Genomic DNA, 20,927 nt, shown 5'->3' on the forward strand with positions numbered 1-20,927 from the left:
TCCCGCCGGGGGAGACGGGATGCTGGAGGCATGTTGGGCATCGGGGAGTACGCAGGCATCACGGGTCTGAGCGTGAAGGCGCTCCGGCACTACGACGAGAAGGGCGTGCTGGTCCCGGCGGAGGTCGACGAGCGGTCGTCGTACCGCCGGTACGCCGACGCCCAGGTCCGGGCCGGAGTAGTGATCAGCGCCCTCCGGAGCGCGGGGGTGCCGCTGCCCGAGGTCGCGGCGGCGACTCGAGCCGGCACCGCGGCGGAGGCGCTGCAGGCGCACAGGGAGCGCGTGCTCGCGGAGCGGGAGCAGGAGGACCGGGCGTTCGAGGCCGCCGAGGTGGCGCTGCGGGCGCTCGCCGTTCCGGTCGAGGTCGCCGAGCGGACGATGCCGGCGCAGCCGTACGTCGGCCGGGTCCTCACGATCGCCCTGGTCGAGGCCGACGGGCCGGGCGACGACGAGGCGAACGAGATCTTCGGCGCGCTCGCCACCCGAGTGCACGCGGCAGGGCTCGGGCCGACGGGACGTTTCTGGACGGCGCTCCGGGCGGGCGAGCCGGGTTCGGCGGAGCTCGTCTGCTGCTGGCCGACGTCGGCGGAGGGGGAGGGCGACCTCGCCGATCTCGCCGCGATCCTCCCGGCGCGCACCGAGCTGGTCGCCACCTGGCGCCCCCGCGACGGGGAGGAACTGCCCGAGGGGACCCTGCATCCGGCGATCGTCGCGCTCTTCGACGCCGCCGGAGACCGCGGCCTGCGGCTCGACGGGGTCGAGGTGCGGCAGACGGTGCTGGGGGAGGGGCCCGAGGACGTGACGGTCGAGGTGTTGCTGACGGTCGCGGGGTGAGCGGAGGCCGGGGCGCGGGGGCGACCGCAGTCGCCCCCGCCTCCCGGTCCCGGTGCTGCTCAGTAGGCGAACTGCCACATGTAGCGGCGCCCCTCCAGCGCGTAGCCCCGGACAGCGGCCCAGTGGGCGGCGAGCCGGGAGACCAGCGTCGAGTACACGAGCGGTGCGACGAAGGCGCGCTGGGGCGCCGCGATGCCGGGCAGCTCGAGGTCGCGGGAGTCGACGTAGTGGGTCGTCCCGCTGTACTGGTCGAGGAAGCTCCGGGCGCGCTCGCCCATCGGCCGCGTCGCGTCCTCGGCGAGGAGGACGAGGCTCTGCGTCTCGCCGTCGAAGACCTCGAAGGGGCCCTGGAAGAACTCGTCCGCGTTGATCGTCGCGGCGTGCATCCACTGCATCTCCTGCAGGTAGCAGGAGGTGAAGGTCTGACCGGGGCCCATGAGCGACCCGGAGGTGACGAGGTAGGTCACGGGGACGTCCTTCATCGCGGCGGCCAGCTCCTCGGCCCTCGGCTCGAAGGCGGCGACCATGGCGACCATCGCGGACGGCAGGGCGCGCAGCGCCTCGAGCCGATCCGTCACGTCCACCCCGTCGCGGCGCAGGACCGCGAGCGCGAGCAGCTGCAGCACGAGCTGCGTGCCCTGACCGGTCTGCGCGACGAAGGCGGTGTCGAGGGCGAGCGCGAGCGGTCCCTCCTGCTTGAGGGTCACTCCGACCACGGCGGCGCCGCGCTCCTGCGCCCACTCGCCGGCCCGCACGGTCTCGGGGGTCTCGCCGGTGCCCGAGAGCACGACGACGAGGGCGCCGGGGCCGACCGAGGCGGGCGCGCGGAAGAAGAACTCGTCCGAGTTGTAGGAGGCGGCGGGCGTGATCGCGGCCGTGTCGAGCAGGTACTGAGCGGCCTGGACGCCCATCAGCGATCCGCCCGCGCCGACCAGGAAGACGCGGTCGACCGCGGGGAGGGAGGCGACGTGGTCGTCGATCCGGCTCCACAGCGACAGAGCGTGCTCCATCGAGGGGGCGATGTCGTCGGGGACGGGGGCGACGGGGCCCGGTCCGAGGTAGGTGCCGTCGGTCATCGGAGTTCTCCTTCTGCGAGGGGGTGGGTCTGGTGGTCGAGGGCGGCGGCCGCGGGCGGGCCGGCCTCCTCTGTGATCTCGATCGGCGCTCCGTAGCCGAAGGCGCCGTGCTCGGTGCAGGTGAACGCGGCCGAGATCGAGGCTGCGGCCATGAGGTCGTCCAGCTCCTCGCCGCGCAGCAGCCCGATGAGCGTGCGCGCGATGAACGAGTCGCCGGCGCCCAGTGTGTCCACGACGCGAGTGGCGACCGGGGTGCTGACGGCCCGGTGGACTCCGTCGGAGAGCACGGCTCCGCGCTCGCCGCGGGTGACGAGGGCCCAGGAGGCGCCGGCATCGAGGGCGCCGGCGAGCAGATCCTCGATCTCGTCGTCGCTTCGGCCTCCTCCCGAGAACGAGGCGAGGAAGCAGTGCTCCGCGACCTCGGCGACGGACGCCCGGTCGAACTCGGAGGAGAAGTCGTACGACACGCGCGTCCGCTCGGCGAACGCGCCGAGGTGCTCGTCGAGAAAGCTCGAGGCGCCGACGTGCAGAGCGTCGAAGCCCGTGATCGTGTCGAGGTCGTCGGCCGAGGGGGTGAAGAGCGAGACGCCCTTCCCCGAGTCGAGGAAGACGCGGTCTCCGTCGATCAGGCCGATCCGGCAGTAGGCGGTCCAGCCCTCCTCCTGGCGCAGGCGCGACACGTCGACGCCCTCGGCGGCGAGGGAGGAGCGGAGGAGGCGGCCGGCGGCGTCGTCGGACACGGCGCCGATGTAGGCGGTCGGGACACCCTCGCGAGCGGCGTAGACCGACACGTTCACGCAGTTGCCGCCGGGGTACATCACACCGTCCGCGGTGTAGCAGTCGACGACGTTGTCGCCGACGGCCACGATCCGGGGATCGGCGAGCGGGAGCGGGCGCATCAGGCCGTCACCGCGCTGAACCGCGACGAGCGGAACGGCCGCAGCAGTGGGCTCGGCTCGCCGGAGAGGATCTCGAGGGCGATCAGCTCCCCGACGATGAGCCCGAGCGTCGCGCCGCTGTGGGTGAAGACGGCATGCAGACCGGGGATCTCCTCGACGGCTCCGAGCACCGGCTCGCCGTCGCCCGGGATCGGCTTCGGGCCGGCCCCGAACGAGTCGAGCTCGAGCCGCGGGTTGCCCGCGAGCACGGCCGACGCCTCCTCGAGGAGAGTGGCGACGGTCTCGTCGCGCACGTGCCAGGTGCCGTCGGGGTCGACGACGACCTCGCGCTCCGACCATCCGGAGTCAAGGACGAGGGTCCCGTGCGGGGTGGGCCGCACGGCGACGCGGGGGGTGTTGAGCACGGCCCGCAGCTCGACCTCGATCGGCTTCGTCGTCACGAGCAGCGAGATCGGCGTCTGCTCGGGGAGGTGGATACCGAGCTCCGCGAGCTCGCGCGGCACCCAGGGTCCCGTGGCGAGGACGACCTCGTCGGCGGGGATCCGGTCGCCGGAGGCGGTCTCGGCTCCGACGGCTCGACCGCCCTCGACGACGACCGTCGTGCGTCCGGCGTTCTCGATCAGCACGCCGCCCGCCTCCTGGAAGGCCTGGAGCAGGTGGGCGGTGAGGAGCGGGAGGTCGACCCAGCCCTCTCCGGGGTTGAAGATGGCGCCCTCCTCGGCGACGGAGGAGGGGTCGACCCCTGGGGTCCACTCGGCGATCTCGTCGGGGGAGAGCCACTCGGAGTCGTAGCCGACCGCCTTCTCGTGGGCGGAGCGCTCGCGGTGGGACCGGCCGGGCTTGGCCCAGGTCAGGCCGCCGTCGAAGCGCAGGAACCGCGCGGCGTCGGGGTTGCGGGCGAGGAGCGTCCGGTAGCGGTCGATCCCGGCGACGCGGAGCGCGTGGTACTCGTCGCTGCGGATCCCGGCCGAGTTGAGCCACGAGAGCGAGCGGCCGCTGGCGCCGGAGGAGACGGTCGTCTCGGTCACGAGGGTGACCGTCGCGCCGCGCCGGGCGAGCTGCGCCGCGGTCGAGACTCCGAGCACTCCGGCACCGATCACGACGACGGCGGGAGCGGAGGCGGTGGTTCTGGGCATGGCTGTGCTTCCTGTTCGATGAGTGGAGAAAGGGGGCGCCGTCAGCGCGATGCGGCGGCGCGGATCCGGTCGATCAGCTCGAGGACGCGCACCGCGTCGTCGGGATCGACCGGCAGGGGCGCGCCGTCGAGCAGGGTGTCGGCGAGGCGGGAGTAGAAGTCGCTGTAGCGGCCGGCCAGGAGGGGGTGCGGCCGAGCCGACCCGTCGCGCCCGAGCAGGGCCGGGCTCGAGGCCGCGCCGAAGCCCTCGTCGGTGGGGAGGCCCCCCGCCTTGAGGGCACCCTCCTGCGGGTCGAGGCCCGAGGAGGTGAAGCCGGCCTCGGAGCCGAGGACGTGGAAGCGCGGCCCGACCAGCGGCGCCACCGCGTTCATCCACAGGTGCGAGACCACTCCGCTCCGGTGCTCGAGCGAGACGAACGCGTCGTCCTCGGCTCCTCCGCCGTCCCGCCGCGTCGCGAGTTCCGCGTGCACGTGGTCGACCTCGCCGAAGAGGAGGAGCGCCTGGTCGAGGAGGTGGGTGCCGAGGTCGAGGAGGATCCCGCCGCCGTCGGCCGCTGTCGAGCGGGCCTTCCACGTCTTCGTCTCGACCGGCTTGAACCACTCGAAGCGGGACTCGAACCGGCGCACCACGCCCAGGGCGCCCTCGTCGAGGAGAGCGCGCAGGGTGAGGAAGTCGCCGTCCCAGCGGCGGTTCTGGAAGACCGTCAGCACGACGTCCTGGGCGCGGGCGTGGTCGACGAGCGCCCGCGCCTCCGCGGCGGTGGCGGCCAGGGGCTTGTCGACGACGACCGCGACTCCGGCGTCGACCGCCCGGGTAGCGAGGTCGACGTGGGTGCCGGGCGGCGAGCCGATGACGACGAGGTCGAGGCCGCGCTCGAACAGGGACTCCGCGTCGGGCAGCACCTCGGCGCCCCGGTGCAGGCGGCGGGCCTCGGCGGCCCGCTCGGGATCGGCGGTGACGACGGCCTCCACCGAGTACCGCGGAGACGTGGCGAGGAGCGGACCGTGGAACACGCGGCCGGAGGTGCCGAACCCGATCACACCGGTGCGCAGCGGCTCCCGGGCGCTCACAGCACCTCCGAGAGGAAGCGCTGCAGGCGGGCGCTGCGCGGTGCGTCGAAGATCTGCTCCGGGGTGCCGGCCTCGACGACCCGGCCCTCGTCCATGAAGACGACCTGATCGGCGACCTTGCGGGCGAACTTCATCTCGTGCGTGACCACGAGCATCGTCATCCCGCGCTGCCCGAGCGCGGCCAGGAGGTTCAGGACGCCCTTGACCAGCTCGGGGTCGAGCGCGCTCGTGACCTCGTCGAAGAGCATCACCTCGGGCGCCATGGCGAGGGCCCGGGCGATGGCGACGCGCTGCTGCTGGCCGCCCGAGAGGTCGCGCGGCCGGTGGTCGGTGCGCTCCGCGAGTCCGACCTCCTCGAGGCGCTCGTGGGCGACGCGCAGCGACTCCGCCTTCGACATCCGCTTCACGTTGCGCAGCGCCAGCGCGACGTTCTCGAGCGCGGTGTGGTCGGGGAAGAGGTTGAAGTGCTGGAAGACCAGGCCGATCCGGCGGCGGAGGACGTCGGGCTTCACCGAGAGGGCGCTCTCGCCGGCGATCCGCACGTCGCCGCTCTTCGGCTCGTGCAGGCGGTTGACGCCGCGGAGCATCGTCGACTTGCCCGAGCCGGAGGGCCCGATGACGCAGGTGGTCGTGCCCGGCTCGACCGTCAGGCTCACTCCGCGGAGGACCTCGATGTCGCCGTAGGCCATCGTGAGGTCCGCGAGCTCGAGGCGCGACCCCTCGTAGACGTGGCCGTCGGCCAGGGGGATGGGCGAGGTGTAGGTCACGTGTTGCTCCCGAGGGTGAGAGGGGTGGGCGAGACCTCGGCGACCTCGTCGAGACCGCTCTTCGGCGGGGCGGCCCTGCGGCGGCCGGTGCGGAAGCGGTTGTCGAAGTAGTTGACGAGGTGGGTCAGCGGAACGGTGATCACGAGGTAGAACAGGCCCGCCATCACCAGCGGGGACAGGTTGCCGGTGAGGACGGCGGCGTCCTGGCCGACGCGGAACAGCTCCCGCTCGCTCACGAGGAGGCCGAGGAAGTAGACGAGGCTCGAGTCCTTCACGATCGCGATCGACTGGTTGACGAGGGCGGGCAGGACGCGGCGGATGCCCTGCGGCACCACGACCAGCCGCATCGCCTTCCCGTAGCTGAGGCCGAGGGCGCGGCAGGCCTCGAGCTGTCCGCGGTCGACGCTCTGGATGCCGGCGCGGAAGATCTCGCCGATGTAGGCGCTCGCGATCAGGCTGAGCGCGAGGATGCCGAGGGGGTAGGGCGAGGGGCCGAAGATCTGCTGGCTGAAGCGGGCGAAGCCCTGGCCGATCAGCAGGATGGTGAGGATCGCGGGGAGGCCGCGGAACACGTCGGTGTAGATCCGGGCGGGGATGCGCAGCCACCGGGAGGTGGAGATCCCCATGACGGCGAGGATCATCCCGAGCACGATGCCGATGACCGTCGCCGCGAGCGAGATCACGAGCGTGTTGACGAGGCCGGTGCCGAGCAGCTGCGGGAAGACCGCGGCCATCGCGTCGAAGTCGAGGAAGGTCTGAGTGAGGGTGTCGAGCCAGTCCATGGTGCTCTCTCAAAGGTCGAGGGGGCGCGGCGCGGACCGCGCGCGCCCCCTTCAGGTCACGGGGTGGGGGTGGGGGAGCTGGTCTGCTCGGCGCTCGGGAGGTACTGCTCGGGCATCGGGGAGCCGGGGAACCACTTCTGGTACAGCTCCTTCCAGGTGCCGTCCTCCATGGCCTCGTGGAGTCCGTCGTTGAGGGCCTCGCGCAGGGCGTCGCTGCCCTTGGCGACCGCGAAGCCGGCCGGGGCGTCGAAGGACGGGATGTCCTCCACGTCGACGAGGTCGTACTGGTCGATGTACGCCTTGGTCGACTCGTAGTCGAGGAAGTGCGCCTGGATGGTGCCGTTGTTGAGCGCCGCGATCGCCGCGTTGTTGTCGGGGAAGCGCACGAGCTCGGCCTCGGGGAAGTTCTTCACCGCGTAGGTCTCCTGGAGGGTGCCCTGCACGACGCCGAGGCGGGTGCCCGAGCCGAGGTCGTCGGCGGAGGAGATCCCGCTGTCCTTCGTGCTCAGCACCGTGAGGTAGCCGGCGAGGTAGCCGTCGCTGAAGTCCACCGTCTTCTGGCGGTCGGGAGTGATGCCGATCGCGGCGACGCCGACGTCGTACTGCTTGTTCGCCACGGCGGCGAGGAGGCTCGAGAAGTCCTGGCCGGTGAAGACCACGTCGGTGATGCCCTCGCGGGCGGCGACGTCGGTGAACAGCTCGATGTCGAAGCCGCTGAACTTCCCCTCGGCGTCGGTGAACGCGTAGGGCTTGATGTCGCCGACGCTGGCGACGCGGATCTGGCCCGGCGTGATGAGGCCGTAGGGGTTCTCGGCGGAGGTCGCTCCGCCGCCTGCTCCGCTGCTGCCGCAGGCCGTGAGGGTGAGCAGGGCCGCCGCCAGCGTGGCGATCGCTGCGGGGATGATGCGCTTCTTCATCGCTGTCCATTCATGAGGAGGTGGGGCGGAGGATCGAGGGATTCTGTAGGTGAGTCCGGTCCCAATCAGCTAGGTTGAGACCGGACTCACTGCGGTATCGAGGAAGCTACCCCGCGCTGCGAACGAGTGTCAAGAGCAGGAGAAGTCCGGATCGGAAGGAGCGTCGTGACCGACATCACGAAGCGGAGGCGCGAGGTGACCGTGGCCGACGTGGCCCGGGAGGCCGGCGTTGGGAAGGCCACGGCGGCGCGCGCGCTGGGCAACTACGGCGCCGTCAGCGAGAGCGTCCGCGACCGGGTGCTGGCCGCCGCCGAGCGCCTCGACTACCGGCCGAACGAGCTCGCCCGGAGCATGAACACGGGGAAGTCGAAGACCATCGGCGTCATCGTCGGCGACATCGAGAACGGCTACTTCGGCCTCGCGATGAGGGGCATCACCGACGCCGTCGCCGGAGCGGGCTACGACGTCGTCCTCATCAACACGTCGGAGGACGTCGACACCGAGGTCGACGCGGTGAGGGTGCTCCTGGACAAGCGCGTCGACGGCATGATCGTCTCGCCCGCGTCGTCCTTCCACACGCAGCACCTGCACGACGTCCACGCCACGGGTCGTCCCCTGGTCCTGCTGGACCGGCGGATCGACGGACTCCCGGTTCCCTCGGTCGGCGTCGAGATCGCCGTGGCCGCCGAGCAGGCGACCGCCGCCCTGCTCGAGGCCGGGCACCGCCGGGTGGCGTTCGTGACGGCGCTCGCCGACCCCGGTGATTGGACGCCAGGCGAGCCCCTTCGCGTGTCCTCGGTGACCGAGCGCCTGTCCGGCATCTCCGCGGCGCTGAGCTCGGCGGGCATCGCGCCCGACCGGGAGCTGATCCACTTCGGCGCGACCGGCTTCGTCGAGGCGGCCGCCGTCCTCGACGATCTCCTCGCGCTCTCCGAGCCGCCCACCGCGATCCTCGCCTCCGACAGCCTCATCGCCCTCGACCTGCTGCGCGCCGCGAGGGCCCGAGGCCTGCGCATCCCGGACGACCTCTCCTTCGTGATGTTCGACGACTTCCCGTGGGCCGAGCTGATCGATCCGCCCCTGTCGGTCGTGTCCCAGCCGATCTACGAGGTGGGAGTCGCGGCCGGCCGCACGATCCTGCGCCTGCTCGGCGGGCGGACGGAGCCGGACGCGGAGATGCTCGCCGCGACGTTCATCGCCCGGGAGTCCATCGGGCGGGTGGGCGGCGGCGCACCGGAGGGGTGCGTGGACTGAGGCGTGGTGCCGACGTCGGCAGGTGCTTCTCCGCCGCGTGCCGGAGCGCGGAGGATCCTGCGCCAGTCCGTGCCGCGGTCGCGGCCGTCTCCGTAGGCTCCGACGCATGACTGATCAGGTCCGGGCCGGAGTTCAGCCCGGAGAGGGGCGGGGGATCCTCGCCCGCCGGTGGTTCGCGCTCGCGGCCTCCCTGGTCTTCGCCTTCGGCTGGCTGCTGATCCCCGGAGTCGGCTGGCCGATCGGCGCCGTTCTGGTGCTGTGGAGCTCGGCGTGGACCGGCGCCGGTAAGAGGTCGGCGCTGGCGATCCCCCTGGTCGCGGCCGCCCTGGTCGGCAGCGGAGTGGGGCTCGTCTTCGGGCTGCGCGCCGTGCCGAGTTCGAGCATGACGACCTGGACGGCGTTGAGTGCCGGGGTGCTGGCGGGCGGCGCGGCGAGCGTCGTTTTGGGGGTCCGGCTATGCGCCCGGGCGCTCCGCCGGCCTGCAGCGTCGGGCGACCGCTCGCTGTCCGGGGCGGCCCCTGCGCCTCGCGCGCACGACGTCAGCTGACGGGAGGGGGCGTCGCCCCCTGAGGGAGGCCTCCCTGTCTCAGCTGAGGTTGTGCGCACTTCTGCACCCCCGCCCCGCCACCCCCTCACATCGCCGCTCCCAGCGCGTCCCGCAGCGTCGCCCGCGCCCGCGCGTGCCGGCTCCGCACGGTCGCGGCGCGGAGGGACAGGATCTCGGCCGCCTCGGCGAGGGAGAAGCCGTCCCAGTAGACGAGGGTGATGATCTCCTGGTCGACGGGCTTCAGCTGCGCGATCGCCGCGCGGACGTCCTCCGCGGCGACGTCGGCCGGTGCGGGCGGCGGGATGCGGAGCTCCTCCGCCAGCCGCTCGACGAGCGCGCTCCTCCGGGTCGCGGTGCGGCGCTGGCCCGAGAGCACCCGCCGTGCGACGCCGAACGCCCACATCCGCGCGCGCGTCTCGTCCTCGGGGATCGACCGCTCCTTCCGCCAGAGGATCAGGAGGGTGTCGCTGAGGAGGTCCGCGGCGTCCTCGGGGCTCGCCGTCCGCCGCGCGAAGTAGCGGAGCAGGTCCGGCGCCTCCCGCTCGACCAGGGCCGTGATCTCGGCCTCCCGGTCGCGCGCGGGGGAGCGGACGACGCTGCGGGCCATCGACGGCGCCGCCTCGCCGGCGCTCATCACAGCGCTCCCGTGCAGTCGGTGCTGCCGCCCAGGCCGCCGTCGCCCTCGACGATCACGCCCTCGGGGATCGTGTCGAGGATGTGGTCGTCCGCGGCGGTGATCCAGGCGCGCCAGCGGATCGTCTCGTCAGAGAGGACGGGGCCGTCGCTGTTCATGTCCGAGGCCAGCCAGGCGGGGTCGGTCGTGTAGGCGACCGCGTCGTCGTGGATCCGCTGGCCGACGCCGCTCCAGTCCTGCGCACGCAGGTAGTCGGTCGCGGAGGTGGTGACCTCGCGGTAGTCGATCTCGCCGTTGAAGTAGTCGATCGAGCACGACACCGCTGCGCCGGAGTCGGTGGTGTAGCTGATCGGGATCGTGAAGTCGGGGACCGAGCGGACGTCGGTGCCGGCGCTGGTCGCCAGCACGAGACCCGGGACGAGGAGGACGGGAGCCGCCAGCCACCACGCCCTCGACCGCGCGGGACGGCGGGGCGCGCGTTCGCGGGTCTCGGCGATCACGCTGTGCAGGGCGGTGCGGACACCGGGCGCCCGGTCGTCGGTCGCGGGGTCGCTGCGGGAGAGCAGGTCGTCGAGTGTGCGTCGCGTCATCGGGTCCATCCTTCGTCGGTCGGGCGTCTACCGAGTACGTGGCCGGGTGGGGCCCGAGCGTTGCACGGGACCTGACGGGAGGAGTGAGCCGAGGCGGTCGCGCGTGCTCACTTCGGGGACTCCTTCGCGAAGAGCCGTCAAAAGGCGCCATATTCGGCTTCACCCCGGTCCTTTTCTCATCGGTTATGGCCCCGACAAGGGGGGCTCACTTCTCTATGGCGAGAGGAAGGCCGACCTATACGTTCATCTTCGGAAGCCCGCGCGGAATGCGTGCTCCCTTCCGGAGTCTGGGGCCTCCGCACTCGCTGCGACATCCGTGTCGTTCGTCGTGTCGACGTTTCGCTCATCTCCACGATCGACAACACGACTGAGAAGCAGAACCATGGCTTTCACGACCCGGCGGCGCCGCCACTCACGGCACCGAGCGCCGTCGCGCCTCGGAATGCGGGCCGTCGTCTTCGCGACGATCGGCGCTCTCCTCGTCGGCTCGTGGGGGCTCGGCGACGTCTCCGCCTCGTCTCCCGCTCAGGCCGCGAACCAGGCGGATCCGGTCGCCGGCGACGCCCCCGCCCTTCTCCCGACGCCGGTCGCACCGACACCGCCGACAGCCCCCGAGGCCGATCCGGCACCCGCTCCGTCGGCACCCGCGCCCTCGGCGTCCGCCCCGTCGACGTCCGCCCCGTCCGCACCCGCCGAGGCCGCGGAGTCGCCGAGTGCGACGGCGGAGGAGCCCGCTCAGGACGAGCCCGATCCCGCAGCACCCCGCGGCGCCGCAGGGACGGAGCAGCCCGTCGAGCTGGCGCCCGCCGGATCGGCGCCCGCTCCTCCGGCGGCCTCGGACGACGATCAGGAGTCGGACCGCGGCCCGCCCGCGACGGCGCGAGCAGCGGGAGGCTTCTCCACGCTCGCGGCCGGCGTCGCCGAGGCCCCGCGACAGGTGTGGACGGAGACCTTCGAGCAGGGCCTGACCGCCACCCCGAGCGCGCTCACCGCCTACGCGAACGGCCGCTACACAGCCGCCACCGGCTGGTCGACCGCCACGAACTGCACCGGCGTCCTGGTCAACTACACGGCGCCGTACCCCAACGCCGCCTTCTGCCCGACCCGGCCCCTCCTCACCGTCGGCACGGGATCGTCGGCCGCACGCGAGACGCGCCGCATGGCGGACGTCCTCGGCCAGGTAGCGGCCGGAGTGCCGGGGTCCACCTCCAGCACCGCACCGGCCAACGGCTCGAACACCGGCACGCAGGCGAACCACGCCCTGGTCGAGTACCCGTACGCCGCCGTCACCGGCGGCACGACCGTCGCCCAGAGCGCCGCGGGGATCGGCGTCTCCGCGCCCGCCGCCCGCTACTACGCCGTCGGCATGAACGCCGCCGGCGGGCAGTGCGGGACGAACAACGCGTCCCTCTCCCTCAACCTGGTCTCGGGCGGGTCCACCGTCCTCACCGGATTCGCCGCACCGGTCGTGCCCTGCGCCGCGACCGGCAGCGTGTTCTACACGTCCCCGACCCTCCCGCTGGTCGGCGGGCTCGGCGCGCTCGTCGATCCCGCGCTCCCCGCCTCCGCCCGCGCCGCCGCCTACACCGGCACGAGCACCGCACTCCTCACTCCGGCGCAGATCGCCGCGGCCCAGGTGCAGCTCGTGAACACGGTCACCGGCACGGGAAGCGCCTTCGCCGTCGACGACCTCCGCGTGCTCGACGTCACTCCCGCTCTCGACGCGGCCTTCACGCAGGCCGTGCCGACCGCGACGGTGCCGACCACGCTGACCTACACGGTCACCAACACCAGCGACCTCCTCGCGAAGGCGGACTGGCGCTTCTCGACCGCGCTCCCAGCCGGCCTCGTCGTGGCCCCGACGCCTGCCGTCGGCGGGTCCTGCACCGACGTCACCGGAACCGCGTTCGCCGTCACAGCGGCCGCCGGATCCTCTTCCGTCTCGACCGTCGGCGGCGACCTCGCCGCGGGCGCGACCTCCTGCACGATCTCGGTGGACGTGGTGGCCGCCGCCGCCGGGACGTACAGCACCGGGACCACGGCTCCCACCGGCCTCATCGCCTCCGCCCCCACCTCGGTGACGATCCAGGCCGCGACGACCCTCACCGTCCGGAAGAACCTGCCGGTGCGCAGCGCCACGGGCGACCAGTTCACGCTCTCGGTGCGCAGCGGCACGACCGTCCTCGCGTCGGCGACCACCACGGGCACCGCCACCGGGATCCAGGCCGCGCAGATCAGCCGCCTCACCGTGCAGTCCGGAGCGACGTACACGATCGCCGAGGCGCAGACCGCGGGCGCGGGCCTGGGGTACTCCAACAGCTACGAGTGCTCGCGCGGCGGCACGGTCATCGCCTCCGGAGCCTCCGCCGCCGGGTCGATCACGATCCCCAGCGAGGCGGGAGCGGAGGTGCTCTGCACCTTCACGAACACGGTGCAGACGCCGCGCCTGTTCTGCGACACCGGCCGCTTCTACTCCCTCACGGCGGCCGGCGCCCTGCAGCAGGCCGACATCGTCACGGGATCCCTGACCTCGATCGGCAGCTGGTCGGGGACCGCCGAGGCCAACGCGCTCGGCGTCGGCGCGAACGGCGCCTTCGCCTACGCGCTGGACCGCTCGTCCGACGCGACGGACGTCGACGCCGTCCTCAAGTGGACGCCGGAGGCCGGCTTCCAGAGGATCGCGAACAGCGCGTACACGACCGTGGCCGGCGGAGCGCAGGTGACCGGCAGCATTGTCGCCGGCGCGGTCGACCTCCGGACGGGCCGGTACCTGTTCGGCAGCTTCGCGAGCGGCCAGTTCTACATCTGGAGCTTCACGGAGGCCAACCCCGTCGCCACCCGGTTCGCCCTCGTCGGCTCCTTCCCCACCTCCGGTACCCCCAACGGCAACGGCGACATGGCGTTCGACGCTCGCGGCAACCTCTACGTCGTCGGCGCGGGCTCGGTCAACAACGCCAGCAGCGCTGCGATCTTCACCGTGCCGGCCGACGCCCTGGCCGCGGCGACCGGCGGCACCCTCCCGGTGAACACCTCGATCGCGAAGGCCGTGACGGGGACCGACGCCGCCTTCGCCAACATCAACGGCATCGCCTTCTCGCCGCGTGGAACCGTCTACCTCGCCAACGGCGACGTCGCCGCCGCGAACGGTGCCCCGGCGATTCCCGGCAGCGCCTACGAGTTCGACGCCACCACCTGGACCCGCGTCAGCGGCACGCCGCGCGTGAGCGTCAACGCCGTCGACCTCTCCGGCTGCTCCTCGCCGGCCACGATCACCGTGCAGAAGAGCGTGGTGGGCCGCCTGGCCGCGGCGGACCAGTTCCAGCTCACGGCCGCCGCCGGCTCCCCGGCGTCGCCGTTCGCCACGGCCACCACCACCGGCGCCACCACCGGCCGCCAGACCGCGCAGATCGGCCCCTTCCCCACTCCGATCAACAGCACGGTGACGGTCTCGGAGGCGATGGCCGCGGGCTCCGCCTCCCCGATCACCGCCTACACGAGCATCTACGAGTGCTACGCGGACGGCGTGCGGGTGAGCACGGGCTCGAACCCGACCGGGACGGTCACCCTCCCGAACCGGCTCGGCGTCAACGTCACCTGCACCTTCTTCAACTCCCCGCGCCCCGCCTCCACTGTTCGCATCACCAAGACGATCCGGGACGCCTCCGGCACGACCCGCCCCGGCGTGGACTGGACCGTGGGCACGACCGCGACGGCCACCGCCGGCACCGTCGCCCTGCTGCCGGAGCAGTCGCCCCGCCAGCAGACGGACGCCGCGGGCCAGGCCGCCTGGACCGTCCTGTTCGGCACGGAGGCGTCGCGGGCGACGCTCACCGTCTCGGAGGTGCAGCAGACGGGCTTCGCGTTCGTCAGCGGCGCCTGCACGGTCAACGGCACCGCCCGGGCGACCACGTTCTCGCAGTCCGGGACCGTCATCAGCGCGAGCCTCACCGGCATCGCCTCCGCGGCGGTCGTCGAGTGCTCGATCGTGAACCGGCCCACGGCCTCCCTCACGCTGGTGAAGACGGTGAGCTCCGGCAGCGCGCTGCCCAGCGACTTCACGCTCAGCGCCACCGGCCCGACCGGCGCGCTGCCCGGCCCGACCGGCCGCGCGGGCTCCGCGGGCGTGTCGGCGATCCCCGTCACCCCGGGTGCCGCCTACCGGCTCGCCGAGACCGGCGGTTCCGCGACCTCTGTGCAGACCGGGCCCTGGCAGTGCCGCACCGACACCGGTGCCGCCCTCACCGTGAGCGCGGCCGGAGACGTGACCCCGACGAACGGTGCCGCCGTCACCTGCACCGTGGACAACGCCAGCGCGACGATCACCCTGGTCAAGCAGGTCCTGCGCCCCCAGACCGGCTTCCAGGCCGCCGACTGGCGGGTCACCGCGACGCCCGCCGCACTGGCCGGAGCGACGCTCCCGACGGAGACCCGGGCCGGCGCGGAGTACGCCGCCGCGGGCAACCCGGCGAGCACCTTCGAGGTGCGACCGGGTCACGGCTACACGCTGTCCGAGGCGGCGACGGATCCGACCCGCCGCCTCGCCTACCAGGAACTGCGTCTCGAGCGCCTGACCGGGACGACGTGGTCCCCGGTCGCCTCGCGGACGATCACGGCCCCCACGGCCGGTCAGACGGCGGTCTACCGCTTCGTCAACGCACCCGTGGACCCCACACGCCTGCCGCTGACCGGTGGCGCCAGCACCGACGCGTTCCTCCTGGGCGGGGGGTCGGTGCTCACTCTCGCACTCGGCCTCCTCCTCTGGGAGCGGCGCCGGAGGCTGCGAGGCCCCTCCCGGTGACGCCCCGACCGAGAGCCCCGGCGCTCTCCCGCAGACCCCTTCCCGCACACCTTCGACTTCACGACACCAGCACTCACGACCTCAGTAGGAGAGATCACATGTCCCGCTCACTCACCAGGCGGCTCGCCGCCGCAGCCGGCGTCCTCGCGCTGAGCGCTGCGGCGGTCTTCACCGCCGTCGCGCCGGCGTCAGCGGTCACGCTGCCCGGCAACATCGACCCCACCATCAGCCGCACCCTCACCGTGCACAAGCTCGCGCTGGGCTCCAACAACGGCCAGGCGATCGGCACCGGCCAGGAGATCACGGTCCCCGGCGACGCGCTGCCCGGCGCCGTGTTCACCGCCGCGCGCGTCCAGGGCGTCGACCTCACCACGCCCGACGGCTGGAACCAGGTCGCGAACCTGACCCCGGGCACCGCCGCGACCCGTGTCACCGCCGCCGACACCTTCACCGCCACCAGCGGCACGGACGGCGAGGCTGTGTTCAACAACGGCGCGAGCATGCCGCTCGGCCTCTACCTCGTGACCGAGACCCAGCTCCCCGCCGGAGCGACCAACGGCGCGGCGCCGTTCCTCGTGACCCTGCCGTTCCCGACGGGCCCGACCGGTGCGCCGGCGAACCAGTGGATCTACGACGTCCACGTCTACCCCAAGAACGCGGTCACGGAGCTCACCAAGACGCGCGTCCCCGCGGCGGCGAACTCGGTCGAGGCGCGCAACCCCGACCTCATCCGCTGGGCCATCGCCTCGGACGTGCCGGTGCTCGCCGCCGGTGACGCGCTGGACGCGTTCACCCTCACCGACACGCTCCCCGCCGAGCTGACCTACCTGCCGACCGGCCCGGCCGGCGTCGCGCCCACCGGCATCACGGTGACCAGCGCCGCGGGCACCGCGCCCGCACCGGCGTTCATCGCCAATACCGACTACACGCTCGGCTACGACGCCGCGACCCGGAACGTGACGCTGAACTTCTTGCAGTCCGGCCTCACCAAGCTCCAGGGCCTGCAGGGCGGCGTCGTCACCCTCACGGTGCTCACCCGCGCCACCGCCATTCCGGCCAACGGCATCATCACCAACTCGGCGACGAGCGTCGTGAACGGGGCCACGGAGACGGTCACCGGCAGCACCCCGATCGGTCAGCTGACCGTGTACGCGTACCAGAACAACGGCGCCAACCGCGTGCCGCTCGCGGGTGCCGTCTACCAGGTGTTCCTCACCGAGAACGACGCCAACCTCGGCCAGAACCCGGTGTTCATCAACGGCAACCAGAACTGGACGACCGGGGCGAACGGCATCGTCGAGATCCCGATCATCACGCCGGGCAACTACTACGTCCGCGAGCTGACCCCGCCCGCCGGATTCCGTCTGCCTACCCCGGCCCAGGTGCTGACGCAGGTCGTCGCCGGACCGAGCTCGGCCACCGCGCCGATCCAGAACTACGTCGAGTTCCTCCACACCCAGGTGCCGGCGTTCGCCCTGCCCCTCACCGGTGGCGGCGCGCAGTGGTTCACCCTCGGTGGAGGCGCGCTCCTCGCCCTCGCGATCGGTTCGGGCCTGATCGCCTCGCGCCGTCGCACCGCGCTGGCTGCTCAGACCGCGGAGTAACGTCACACCATGACGAAGTCGAATGCGGGGCACCCGTCGGGTGCCCCGCATTCCTCTGTCTCCAGCCCTTTTCCTCCGCGGAGGCGGATCCACCGCCGGCCGCGCTGGCGGCTCCCGATCGCCCCGCTGGTCATCGCGCTCATCAGCCTCTCGGGAGTGGCGCTGCTGCTGTACCCCGTCGCCGCCAGCTGGCTCAGCGCCGTCGAGCAGGCGCGCGAGATCGACTCCCTCACGCAGGACATCACCGACCTCGGCGCCGAGACCCTCCGGCAGAACCTCGTCGAGGCCCGCGCCTACAACCAGAGCCTCAGCGGCGGCGGCGCCGCCGTCGCCGCGAACGAGCGCCTTCCCCTCGCCGACGACGAGCAGGTCGCCGACCGCGAGCGCTACTCCTCCCTCCTGCGCGGCGACGCCGAGGGACTGATGGCCCGGATCAGGATCCCCGCCATCGACGTGGACCTGCCGATCTTCCACGGCACGAGCGACGCCGTCCTCGAGCGCGGCGTCGGCCACCTCGAGGGCACCGCCCTGCCGGTCGGCGGCCCCTCCACCCACTCGGTCCTCACCGGCCACCGCGGCCTCGCCTCGGCCGAGCTCTTCACCCACCTCGACCGCGTCGACGTCGGCGACACCTTCACCATCGAGGTCTACGGCGAGGTGGTCACCTACCGCGTGCGCGAGACGCTCGTCGTCGAGCCGGAGGACACGCAGAGTCTCCTCGTGCAGCCCGGCCAGGACCTCCTGACCCTCGTCACCTGCACCCCGCTCGGGATCAACACCCACCGCATTCTCGTCACCGGCGAACGGGTGATCCCGACGCCGCAGTCGGACGTGGACGCGGCGGGGGAGTCGCCCGACGTCGCCGGGTTCCCGTGGTGGGCGATCGCGGCCGGAGGCGCCGTGGTGGCAGCCGGGGTGTACGTCTGGTGGGCGGGGCGGCCGGCGCGCGGAGCGTGGGTGCCGGTAGTGGCCGCCGACGAGGAGCGCGACAGAGTTCCTGCGGATCTGTGAGGCGAGGGGGCGCGGATCTCCGCCGTCCTGCTCCGGTCGCCTCGGCCCCGTCCCGTCACCGGGATCGCGGCTGTGCCGGCCTGGTCAGGCGGGCCGCCACTCCTCGAGGAACTCGGCGACCGTCTTCGTCTCGAGGTCGAGCTCGACCTGACCGAGCAGGTAGTGGGGATCGGTGAGGTCGGCCTTCACGCGGATGATCTCGGCCCCGGTGTCGAGGCGGACGACGACGAGGTCGTAAGGCGCGAGAAAGCCGCTCCCCAGCGCCATGTCGATGGTGAGGCGGAGCCGACCGAAGCGCCGCAGCTGCAGCTCGGCGCGGAGGTGCTCGGCGGCGACCTCGGGGGCGTCGGGAGTGAGGTCGGGCATGGGGGAGACGGTACCGAAGCGGGGGTGGCAGAGCCCTGGTCGCCCACGGCTTGGCGGGGTTGCGTCGTGAGCCGCTGTGAGGCGGTCAGTCCCGCAGGCCGACCGTCACCGCTCGGCTCTCCGGCGCCTCGATCAGGTTCTTCGCCACCGCAGCGGAGAGGTAGGACGTCGCGTCGTGTCGGCGCAGAGTGACGATAGAGGCGACGGCTCGTACCGCCAGGACGATCGGAGCGAAGCTCGGCCCTGAGGTCAACCAGTCTCCGACCGCGACGCCGACCTCGGTCATCGGGATCAGCAGAGTCATCGGGTCAAGTCGCCCTGCGTCTCTTCGCCTAGTCGCGGAATCATTCCTGCCGCCTATGCGGAGGCGGTTCGGCTGGATACGGTCAACGCTCGTGGCTTCGAAAGTTGCGCCCGCCAGCGCCGTTCGCTAGCGACCCGCGAGGCCGGACCCGCCACCATCCCTGTCCAGATCGCGGAGAGCGACGAGACGACTGCGGTCCGGATCGTCCAGCGGACTAGCGAGAACGATCAATGCCCCGATCTAGCGTCCGCGGACCACAACGCTCCGCGCAGCGCGCCCGCGACGAGTGAGCTTGCGCACAGGCCAAGGCCGCTGCGAAGGCCGAGCTGACCGCACGCGGATTCGCGATCCTCGACAGCGAGGTCTACTACGGCGACACCAGCCACACCAGCATCCGCGACCTCCGCAAGGAGGACGGCTCCCGGGTAGACGCCGCCGACATCGAGAACGTCGAGGGACGCGCCGCAGATGTACGGGTTGTGTTCACCGGCAAGAGCGCCGATGCCAGCTAGTACTTCACTGACCAGCAAGCGGCGGGCTTCCGCAAGGAGGGAAGGACTACCCGCAGGCCCCATGCTCGACGAGCAGAAGGCCGAGCGTCGCATACTCATCTCCTGCAACAAAGTGTGGAAAGCGGCAGAGACGGTCCCCCGCGAGTGGATCGCCTCGTTCCTCTCCCGCAAGACCCTCCCGAAGGACGCGGACCGCGTGATCGCGCTGGGCCTCATCGTGCACCGCTTCTCGATGTCCTCCGGAATGAGCAACGGCAACCCCCTCGCGCACACCCTCCTCGGGATCGCGCAGCCCTCCGGCTACCACTCCGACGCTCTCGGCGCGCTGGTCGAGGCCAACCCCGCGAAGGCCCGCCTCGTCGCGCTGGCCGTGGTTCTCGGAGGGGAGGAGGCGAACACGAGCAAGGAGTCGTGTCGCCGGGGAGATGAGCGCGCCGCCGCTCACTTCCGCCAGCTCGCGGCATGGGGCTACGCGCTCTCCCCGGTCGAGCAGGTCGTCACCGGCGACACCACCGCAGCCGACGCCGCCAGCCTCAGCTAGCCCGCCCCCTCCCGCCTCGGCTTTGCAGAAAGGCTCACCATGACCACCACCACGACTCCCACCGTCGACGTCGACGTGTGGGGACACACCCCGGCGCTGCGCGACGCGCAAGCCGCCGTCGACGCCGCCACCGCCACCGGCGACCAGGCCGCGACTGCCGCGGCCGCGCGAGCGCTGATCGACGCCGCGGCCGCGCACGGCTGGCCCACCGCGACCGCTGTCGTGTTCAAGTACGAGTCGACCGGGCCCGTCGCCGGAGTGTGGGGACTCTGGCGAGTCCTCGACGCCGACCGGACCGTGCTCCGAGCGTGGGACGACGACCCCGACCCGATGACGGATGAATCCGAGGAGGAGTTGGTCGCCCTCGACCTCATCACCAACCACCCCGCGACCCAGGACTACACCGACTTCGGAACCCCCATCGGCTCCACCGTGCTCATCCTCCACACGCTCGCGCTCTGAACGTGCCTGCGGGCCGACCCGAACCAGGCCGGCCCGCACGAGGGGGAGAACCCCCTCGACCCCCCCCGGTCACCACGCGCCGAGCTCGGGTCGGCGTGCTCGGGCTACGCGGCGGTCCGGTGTGAGGAGGCCGGTCGAGGTGCTCGCCACACCAGCGCTGCGACCGAGGCGGCAGCGAAGGCGCCGGCGGTGCCGGCGAACAGCGTCAGCAGCCAGCCCGGACCGACGACGACTTCTTCCCCCGACTCCCGGATGAACGTGCACTCCAGGCCCAGCGGGAACGGGGTGATCCGTCCCCGCACCTGCCATTCGTAGTCGACGCCGTTCGAGGGCGGCGCCTGCCGGTCCACCAGGCACGTGTACTCCGGATCGCGCGCCTGCAACAGCGAAGCAGCCACCGGCACGACGAACAGGCCAGCCAGCAAAAGAAGCCAGACCAGCAGAGCAGCATGAGCCTGACGAGTCATCGGCGCCGCGGCCGCGCCCGGTACTTCTTCCCCGCCCGAATGTTCCGGTTCTCGATCACACCCACGACCGCCAGACCCACCGCCACGGCCACGATCAGCGCCCAGCCGAGGACGTTGAACCGCTCACCGGTGAAGGCCGCATACGTCTGCTCACCGGCGATCGCGAGGAACATCACCGACGCCCCGAACCACACCATGCCATTCGCGAACAGAGCGGTTCGCGCCAGAGGAGTACGGGGAGCAGTCATACCGTCAGCGTCCCACGACCGACGGAGGGCCGTCTTCTCTCCCTCTAAACTCCGGGCGTGGTCTCGCCACTCGTCCGCAAGATCGTCAACAAGCACGAGCGCGACATC

21 protein-coding genes are annotated in these 20,927 nt (G+C 72.3%); 8 read left to right on the top strand and 13 right to left on the bottom strand.

Annotation, left to right across the window (positions count from 1 at the left end; all coding sequences use genetic code 11):
- Nucleotides 1–30 precede the first annotated feature (30 nt).
- Nucleotides 31–834 carry a MerR family transcriptional regulator gene (locus tag GTU71_RS12855; RefSeq protein ID WP_159940359.1) on the top strand — a complete coding sequence of 268 codons (804 nt, stop codon included), beginning with the start codon at nucleotides 31–33 and terminating at the stop codon, nucleotides 832–834.
- A gap of 59 nt (nucleotides 835–893) precedes the next feature.
- On the opposite strand, the gene GTU71_RS12860 is transcribed toward GTU71_RS12855, so the two are convergent.
- The 7 genes from GTU71_RS12860 to GTU71_RS12890 are packed head-to-tail and all read right to left on the bottom strand — an operon-like array spanning nucleotide 894 to nucleotide 7,481.
- On the bottom strand, nucleotides 894–1,910 hold the full coding sequence (locus GTU71_RS12860) for an SIS domain-containing protein (protein ID WP_159940361.1): 1,017 nt from the start codon (nucleotides 1,908–1,910) through the stop codon (nucleotides 894–896).
- Complete coding sequence (locus tag GTU71_RS12865) at nucleotides 1,907–2,809, bottom strand: PfkB family carbohydrate kinase (RefSeq protein ID WP_104288036.1); 903 nt, start codon at nucleotides 2,807–2,809, stop codon at nucleotides 1,907–1,909. The genes GTU71_RS12860 and GTU71_RS12865 overlap by 4 nt, the downstream gene beginning before the upstream one ends.
- Nucleotides 2,809–3,945, bottom strand: coding sequence for an FAD-binding oxidoreductase (locus GTU71_RS12870; protein WP_104288035.1), 1,137 nt, complete (start codon nucleotides 3,943–3,945; stop codon nucleotides 2,809–2,811). Before GTU71_RS12870 ends, GTU71_RS12865 begins: the two co-directional genes overlap by 1 nt.
- Nucleotides 3,946–3,986: 41 nt before the next feature.
- Entirely contained in the window at nucleotides 3,987–5,015 is a 1,029-nt protein-coding gene (locus GTU71_RS12875; protein WP_159940363.1) for a Gfo/Idh/MocA family oxidoreductase, read from the bottom strand.
- Nucleotides 5,012–5,782 carry an amino acid ABC transporter ATP-binding protein gene (locus GTU71_RS12880; RefSeq protein ID WP_159940365.1) on the bottom strand — a complete coding sequence of 257 codons (771 nt, stop codon included), beginning with the start codon at nucleotides 5,780–5,782 and terminating at the stop codon, nucleotides 5,012–5,014. Before GTU71_RS12880 ends, GTU71_RS12875 begins: the two co-directional genes overlap by 4 nt.
- The gene (locus GTU71_RS12885) at nucleotides 5,779–6,564 is read right to left on the bottom strand and encodes an amino acid ABC transporter permease (RefSeq protein ID WP_104345707.1); all 786 of its coding nucleotides are present in this window, start codon (nucleotides 6,562–6,564) and stop codon (nucleotides 5,779–5,781) included. Before GTU71_RS12885 ends, GTU71_RS12880 begins: the two co-directional genes overlap by 4 nt.
- Before the next feature lie 56 nt (nucleotides 6,565–6,620).
- A complete protein-coding gene (locus GTU71_RS12890) occupies nucleotides 6,621–7,481 on the bottom strand; it encodes an ABC transporter substrate-binding protein (RefSeq protein WP_104315287.1) in 861 nt (286 codons plus the stop codon).
- Nucleotides 7,482–7,646: 165 nt separating this feature from the next.
- Between GTU71_RS12890 and GTU71_RS12895 the strand changes: the two genes are divergently transcribed.
- Both GTU71_RS12895 and GTU71_RS12900 read left to right on the top strand, forming a co-directional pair.
- On the top strand, nucleotides 7,647–8,735 hold the full coding sequence (locus tag GTU71_RS12895) for a LacI family DNA-binding transcriptional regulator (protein ID WP_244230554.1): 1,089 nt from the start codon (nucleotides 7,647–7,649) through the stop codon (nucleotides 8,733–8,735).
- A 106-nt stretch (nucleotides 8,736–8,841) separates the two neighbouring features.
- Nucleotides 8,842–9,282, top strand: coding sequence for a hypothetical protein (locus tag GTU71_RS12900; RefSeq protein WP_159940367.1), 441 nt, complete (start codon nucleotides 8,842–8,844; stop codon nucleotides 9,280–9,282).
- An 85-nt stretch (nucleotides 9,283–9,367) separates the two neighbouring features.
- Here the strand turns inward: GTU71_RS12900 and GTU71_RS12905 are convergent, their stop codons facing one another.
- Complete coding sequence (locus GTU71_RS12905) at nucleotides 9,368–9,916, bottom strand: sigma-70 family RNA polymerase sigma factor (protein ID WP_208543587.1); 549 nt, start codon at nucleotides 9,914–9,916, stop codon at nucleotides 9,368–9,370.
- A complete protein-coding gene (locus GTU71_RS12910) occupies nucleotides 9,916–10,506 on the bottom strand; it encodes a hypothetical protein (protein ID WP_159940369.1) in 591 nt (196 codons plus the stop codon). The genes GTU71_RS12905 and GTU71_RS12910 overlap by 1 nt, the downstream gene beginning before the upstream one ends.
- A gap of 382 nt (nucleotides 10,507–10,888) precedes the next feature.
- Between GTU71_RS12910 and GTU71_RS12915 the strand changes: the two genes are divergently transcribed.
- The 3 genes from GTU71_RS12915 (at nucleotide 10,889) to GTU71_RS12925 (ending at nucleotide 17,919) form a co-directional block, all read left to right on the top strand.
- Complete coding sequence (locus GTU71_RS12915) at nucleotides 10,889–15,304, top strand: LPXTG cell wall anchor domain-containing protein (RefSeq protein ID WP_159940371.1); 4,416 nt, start codon at nucleotides 10,889–10,891, stop codon at nucleotides 15,302–15,304.
- A 98-nt stretch (nucleotides 15,305–15,402) separates the two neighbouring features.
- Complete coding sequence (locus tag GTU71_RS12920; protein WP_159940373.1) at nucleotides 15,403–16,908, top strand: SpaH/EbpB family LPXTG-anchored major pilin; 1,506 nt, start codon at nucleotides 15,403–15,405, stop codon at nucleotides 16,906–16,908.
- Between the two features lie 141 nt (nucleotides 16,909–17,049).
- A complete protein-coding gene (locus GTU71_RS12925) occupies nucleotides 17,050–17,919 on the top strand; it encodes a class C sortase (RefSeq protein ID WP_347877631.1) in 870 nt (289 codons plus the stop codon).
- A gap of 84 nt (nucleotides 17,920–18,003) precedes the next feature.
- On the opposite strand, the gene GTU71_RS12930 is transcribed toward GTU71_RS12925, so the two are convergent.
- Complete coding sequence (locus tag GTU71_RS12930; RefSeq protein ID WP_104257763.1) at nucleotides 18,004–18,285, bottom strand: hypothetical protein; 282 nt, start codon at nucleotides 18,283–18,285, stop codon at nucleotides 18,004–18,006.
- An 85-nt stretch (nucleotides 18,286–18,370) separates the two neighbouring features.
- Nucleotides 18,371–18,589, bottom strand: coding sequence for a hypothetical protein (locus GTU71_RS12935; protein WP_159940377.1), 219 nt, complete (start codon nucleotides 18,587–18,589; stop codon nucleotides 18,371–18,373).
- Between the two features lie 573 nt (nucleotides 18,590–19,162).
- On the opposite strand from GTU71_RS12935, the gene GTU71_RS12940 reads away from it, so the two are divergent.
- Together GTU71_RS12940 and GTU71_RS12945 are read left to right on the top strand one after the other, a co-directional pair.
- Nucleotides 19,163–19,642 (top strand): hypothetical protein, encoded by a 480-nt coding sequence (locus GTU71_RS12940; protein WP_159940379.1) that lies wholly within the window; start codon nucleotides 19,163–19,165, stop codon nucleotides 19,640–19,642.
- A gap of 39 nt (nucleotides 19,643–19,681) precedes the next feature.
- Entirely contained in the window at nucleotides 19,682–20,104 is a 423-nt protein-coding gene (locus GTU71_RS12945) for a hypothetical protein (protein ID WP_159940381.1), read from the top strand.
- Nucleotides 20,105–20,208: 104 nt separating this feature from the next.
- On the opposite strand, the gene GTU71_RS12950 is transcribed toward GTU71_RS12945, so the two are convergent.
- Together GTU71_RS12950 and GTU71_RS12955 are read right to left on the bottom strand one after the other, a co-directional pair.
- Nucleotides 20,209–20,571, bottom strand: coding sequence for a hypothetical protein (locus GTU71_RS12950; protein ID WP_159940383.1), 363 nt, complete (start codon nucleotides 20,569–20,571; stop codon nucleotides 20,209–20,211).
- Nucleotides 20,568–20,819, bottom strand: coding sequence for a hypothetical protein (locus GTU71_RS12955; RefSeq protein WP_159940385.1), 252 nt, complete (start codon nucleotides 20,817–20,819; stop codon nucleotides 20,568–20,570). The genes GTU71_RS12950 and GTU71_RS12955 overlap by 4 nt, the downstream gene beginning before the upstream one ends.
- Nucleotides 20,820–20,927: the final 108 nt, after the last annotated feature.

The sequence above is a fragment of the Rathayibacter sp. VKM Ac-2762 genome (assembly GCF_009866585.1).
Classification (GTDB): Bacteria; Actinomycetota; Actinomycetes; order Actinomycetales; family Microbacteriaceae; genus Rathayibacter.

Excerpts from the sequence above, each read along its gene's own strand:
- GTU71_RS12855 (WP_159940359.1), top strand. The coding sequence starts at position 31 with ATGTTGGGCATCGGGGAGTACGCAGGCATCACGGGTCTGAGCGTGAAG.
- GTU71_RS12860 (WP_159940361.1), bottom strand. The coding sequence starts at position 1,910 with ATGACCGACGGCACCTACCTCGGACCGGGCCCCGTCGCCCCCGTCCCC.
- GTU71_RS12865 (WP_104288036.1), bottom strand. The coding sequence starts at position 2,809 with ATGCGCCCGCTCCCGCTCGCCGATCCCCGGATCGTGGCCGTCGGCGAC.
- GTU71_RS12870 (WP_104288035.1), bottom strand. The coding sequence starts at position 3,945 with ATGCCCAGAACCACCGCCTCCGCTCCCGCCGTCGTCGTGATCGGTGCC.
- GTU71_RS12885 (WP_104345707.1), bottom strand. The coding sequence starts at position 6,564 with ATGGACTGGCTCGACACCCTCACTCAGACCTTCCTCGACTTCGACGCG.
- GTU71_RS12890 (WP_104315287.1), bottom strand. The coding sequence starts at position 7,481 with ATGAAGAAGCGCATCATCCCCGCAGCGATCGCCACGCTGGCGGCGGCC.
- GTU71_RS12900 (WP_159940367.1), top strand. The coding sequence starts at position 8,842 with ATGACTGATCAGGTCCGGGCCGGAGTTCAGCCCGGAGAGGGGCGGGGG.
- GTU71_RS12905 (WP_208543587.1), bottom strand. The coding sequence starts at position 9,916 with ATGAGCGCCGGCGAGGCGGCGCCGTCGATGGCCCGCAGCGTCGTCCGC.
- GTU71_RS12910 (WP_159940369.1), bottom strand. The coding sequence starts at position 10,506 with ATGACGCGACGCACACTCGACGACCTGCTCTCCCGCAGCGACCCCGCG.
- GTU71_RS12915 (WP_159940371.1), top strand. The coding sequence starts at position 10,889 with ATGGCTTTCACGACCCGGCGGCGCCGCCACTCACGGCACCGAGCGCCG.
- GTU71_RS12920 (WP_159940373.1), top strand. The coding sequence starts at position 15,403 with ATGTCCCGCTCACTCACCAGGCGGCTCGCCGCCGCAGCCGGCGTCCTC.
- GTU71_RS12930 (WP_104257763.1), bottom strand. The coding sequence starts at position 18,285 with ATGCCCGACCTCACTCCCGACGCCCCCGAGGTCGCCGCCGAGCACCTC.
- GTU71_RS12935 (WP_159940377.1), bottom strand. The coding sequence starts at position 18,589 with ATGACTCTGCTGATCCCGATGACCGAGGTCGGCGTCGCGGTCGGAGAC.
- GTU71_RS12940 (WP_159940379.1), top strand. The coding sequence starts at position 19,163 with ATGCTCGACGAGCAGAAGGCCGAGCGTCGCATACTCATCTCCTGCAAC.
- GTU71_RS12945 (WP_159940381.1), top strand. The coding sequence starts at position 19,682 with ATGACCACCACCACGACTCCCACCGTCGACGTCGACGTGTGGGGACAC.
- GTU71_RS12950 (WP_159940383.1), bottom strand. The coding sequence starts at position 20,571 with ATGACTCGTCAGGCTCATGCTGCTCTGCTGGTCTGGCTTCTTTTGCTG.
- GTU71_RS12955 (WP_159940385.1), bottom strand. The coding sequence starts at position 20,819 with ATGACTGCTCCCCGTACTCCTCTGGCGCGAACCGCTCTGTTCGCGAAT.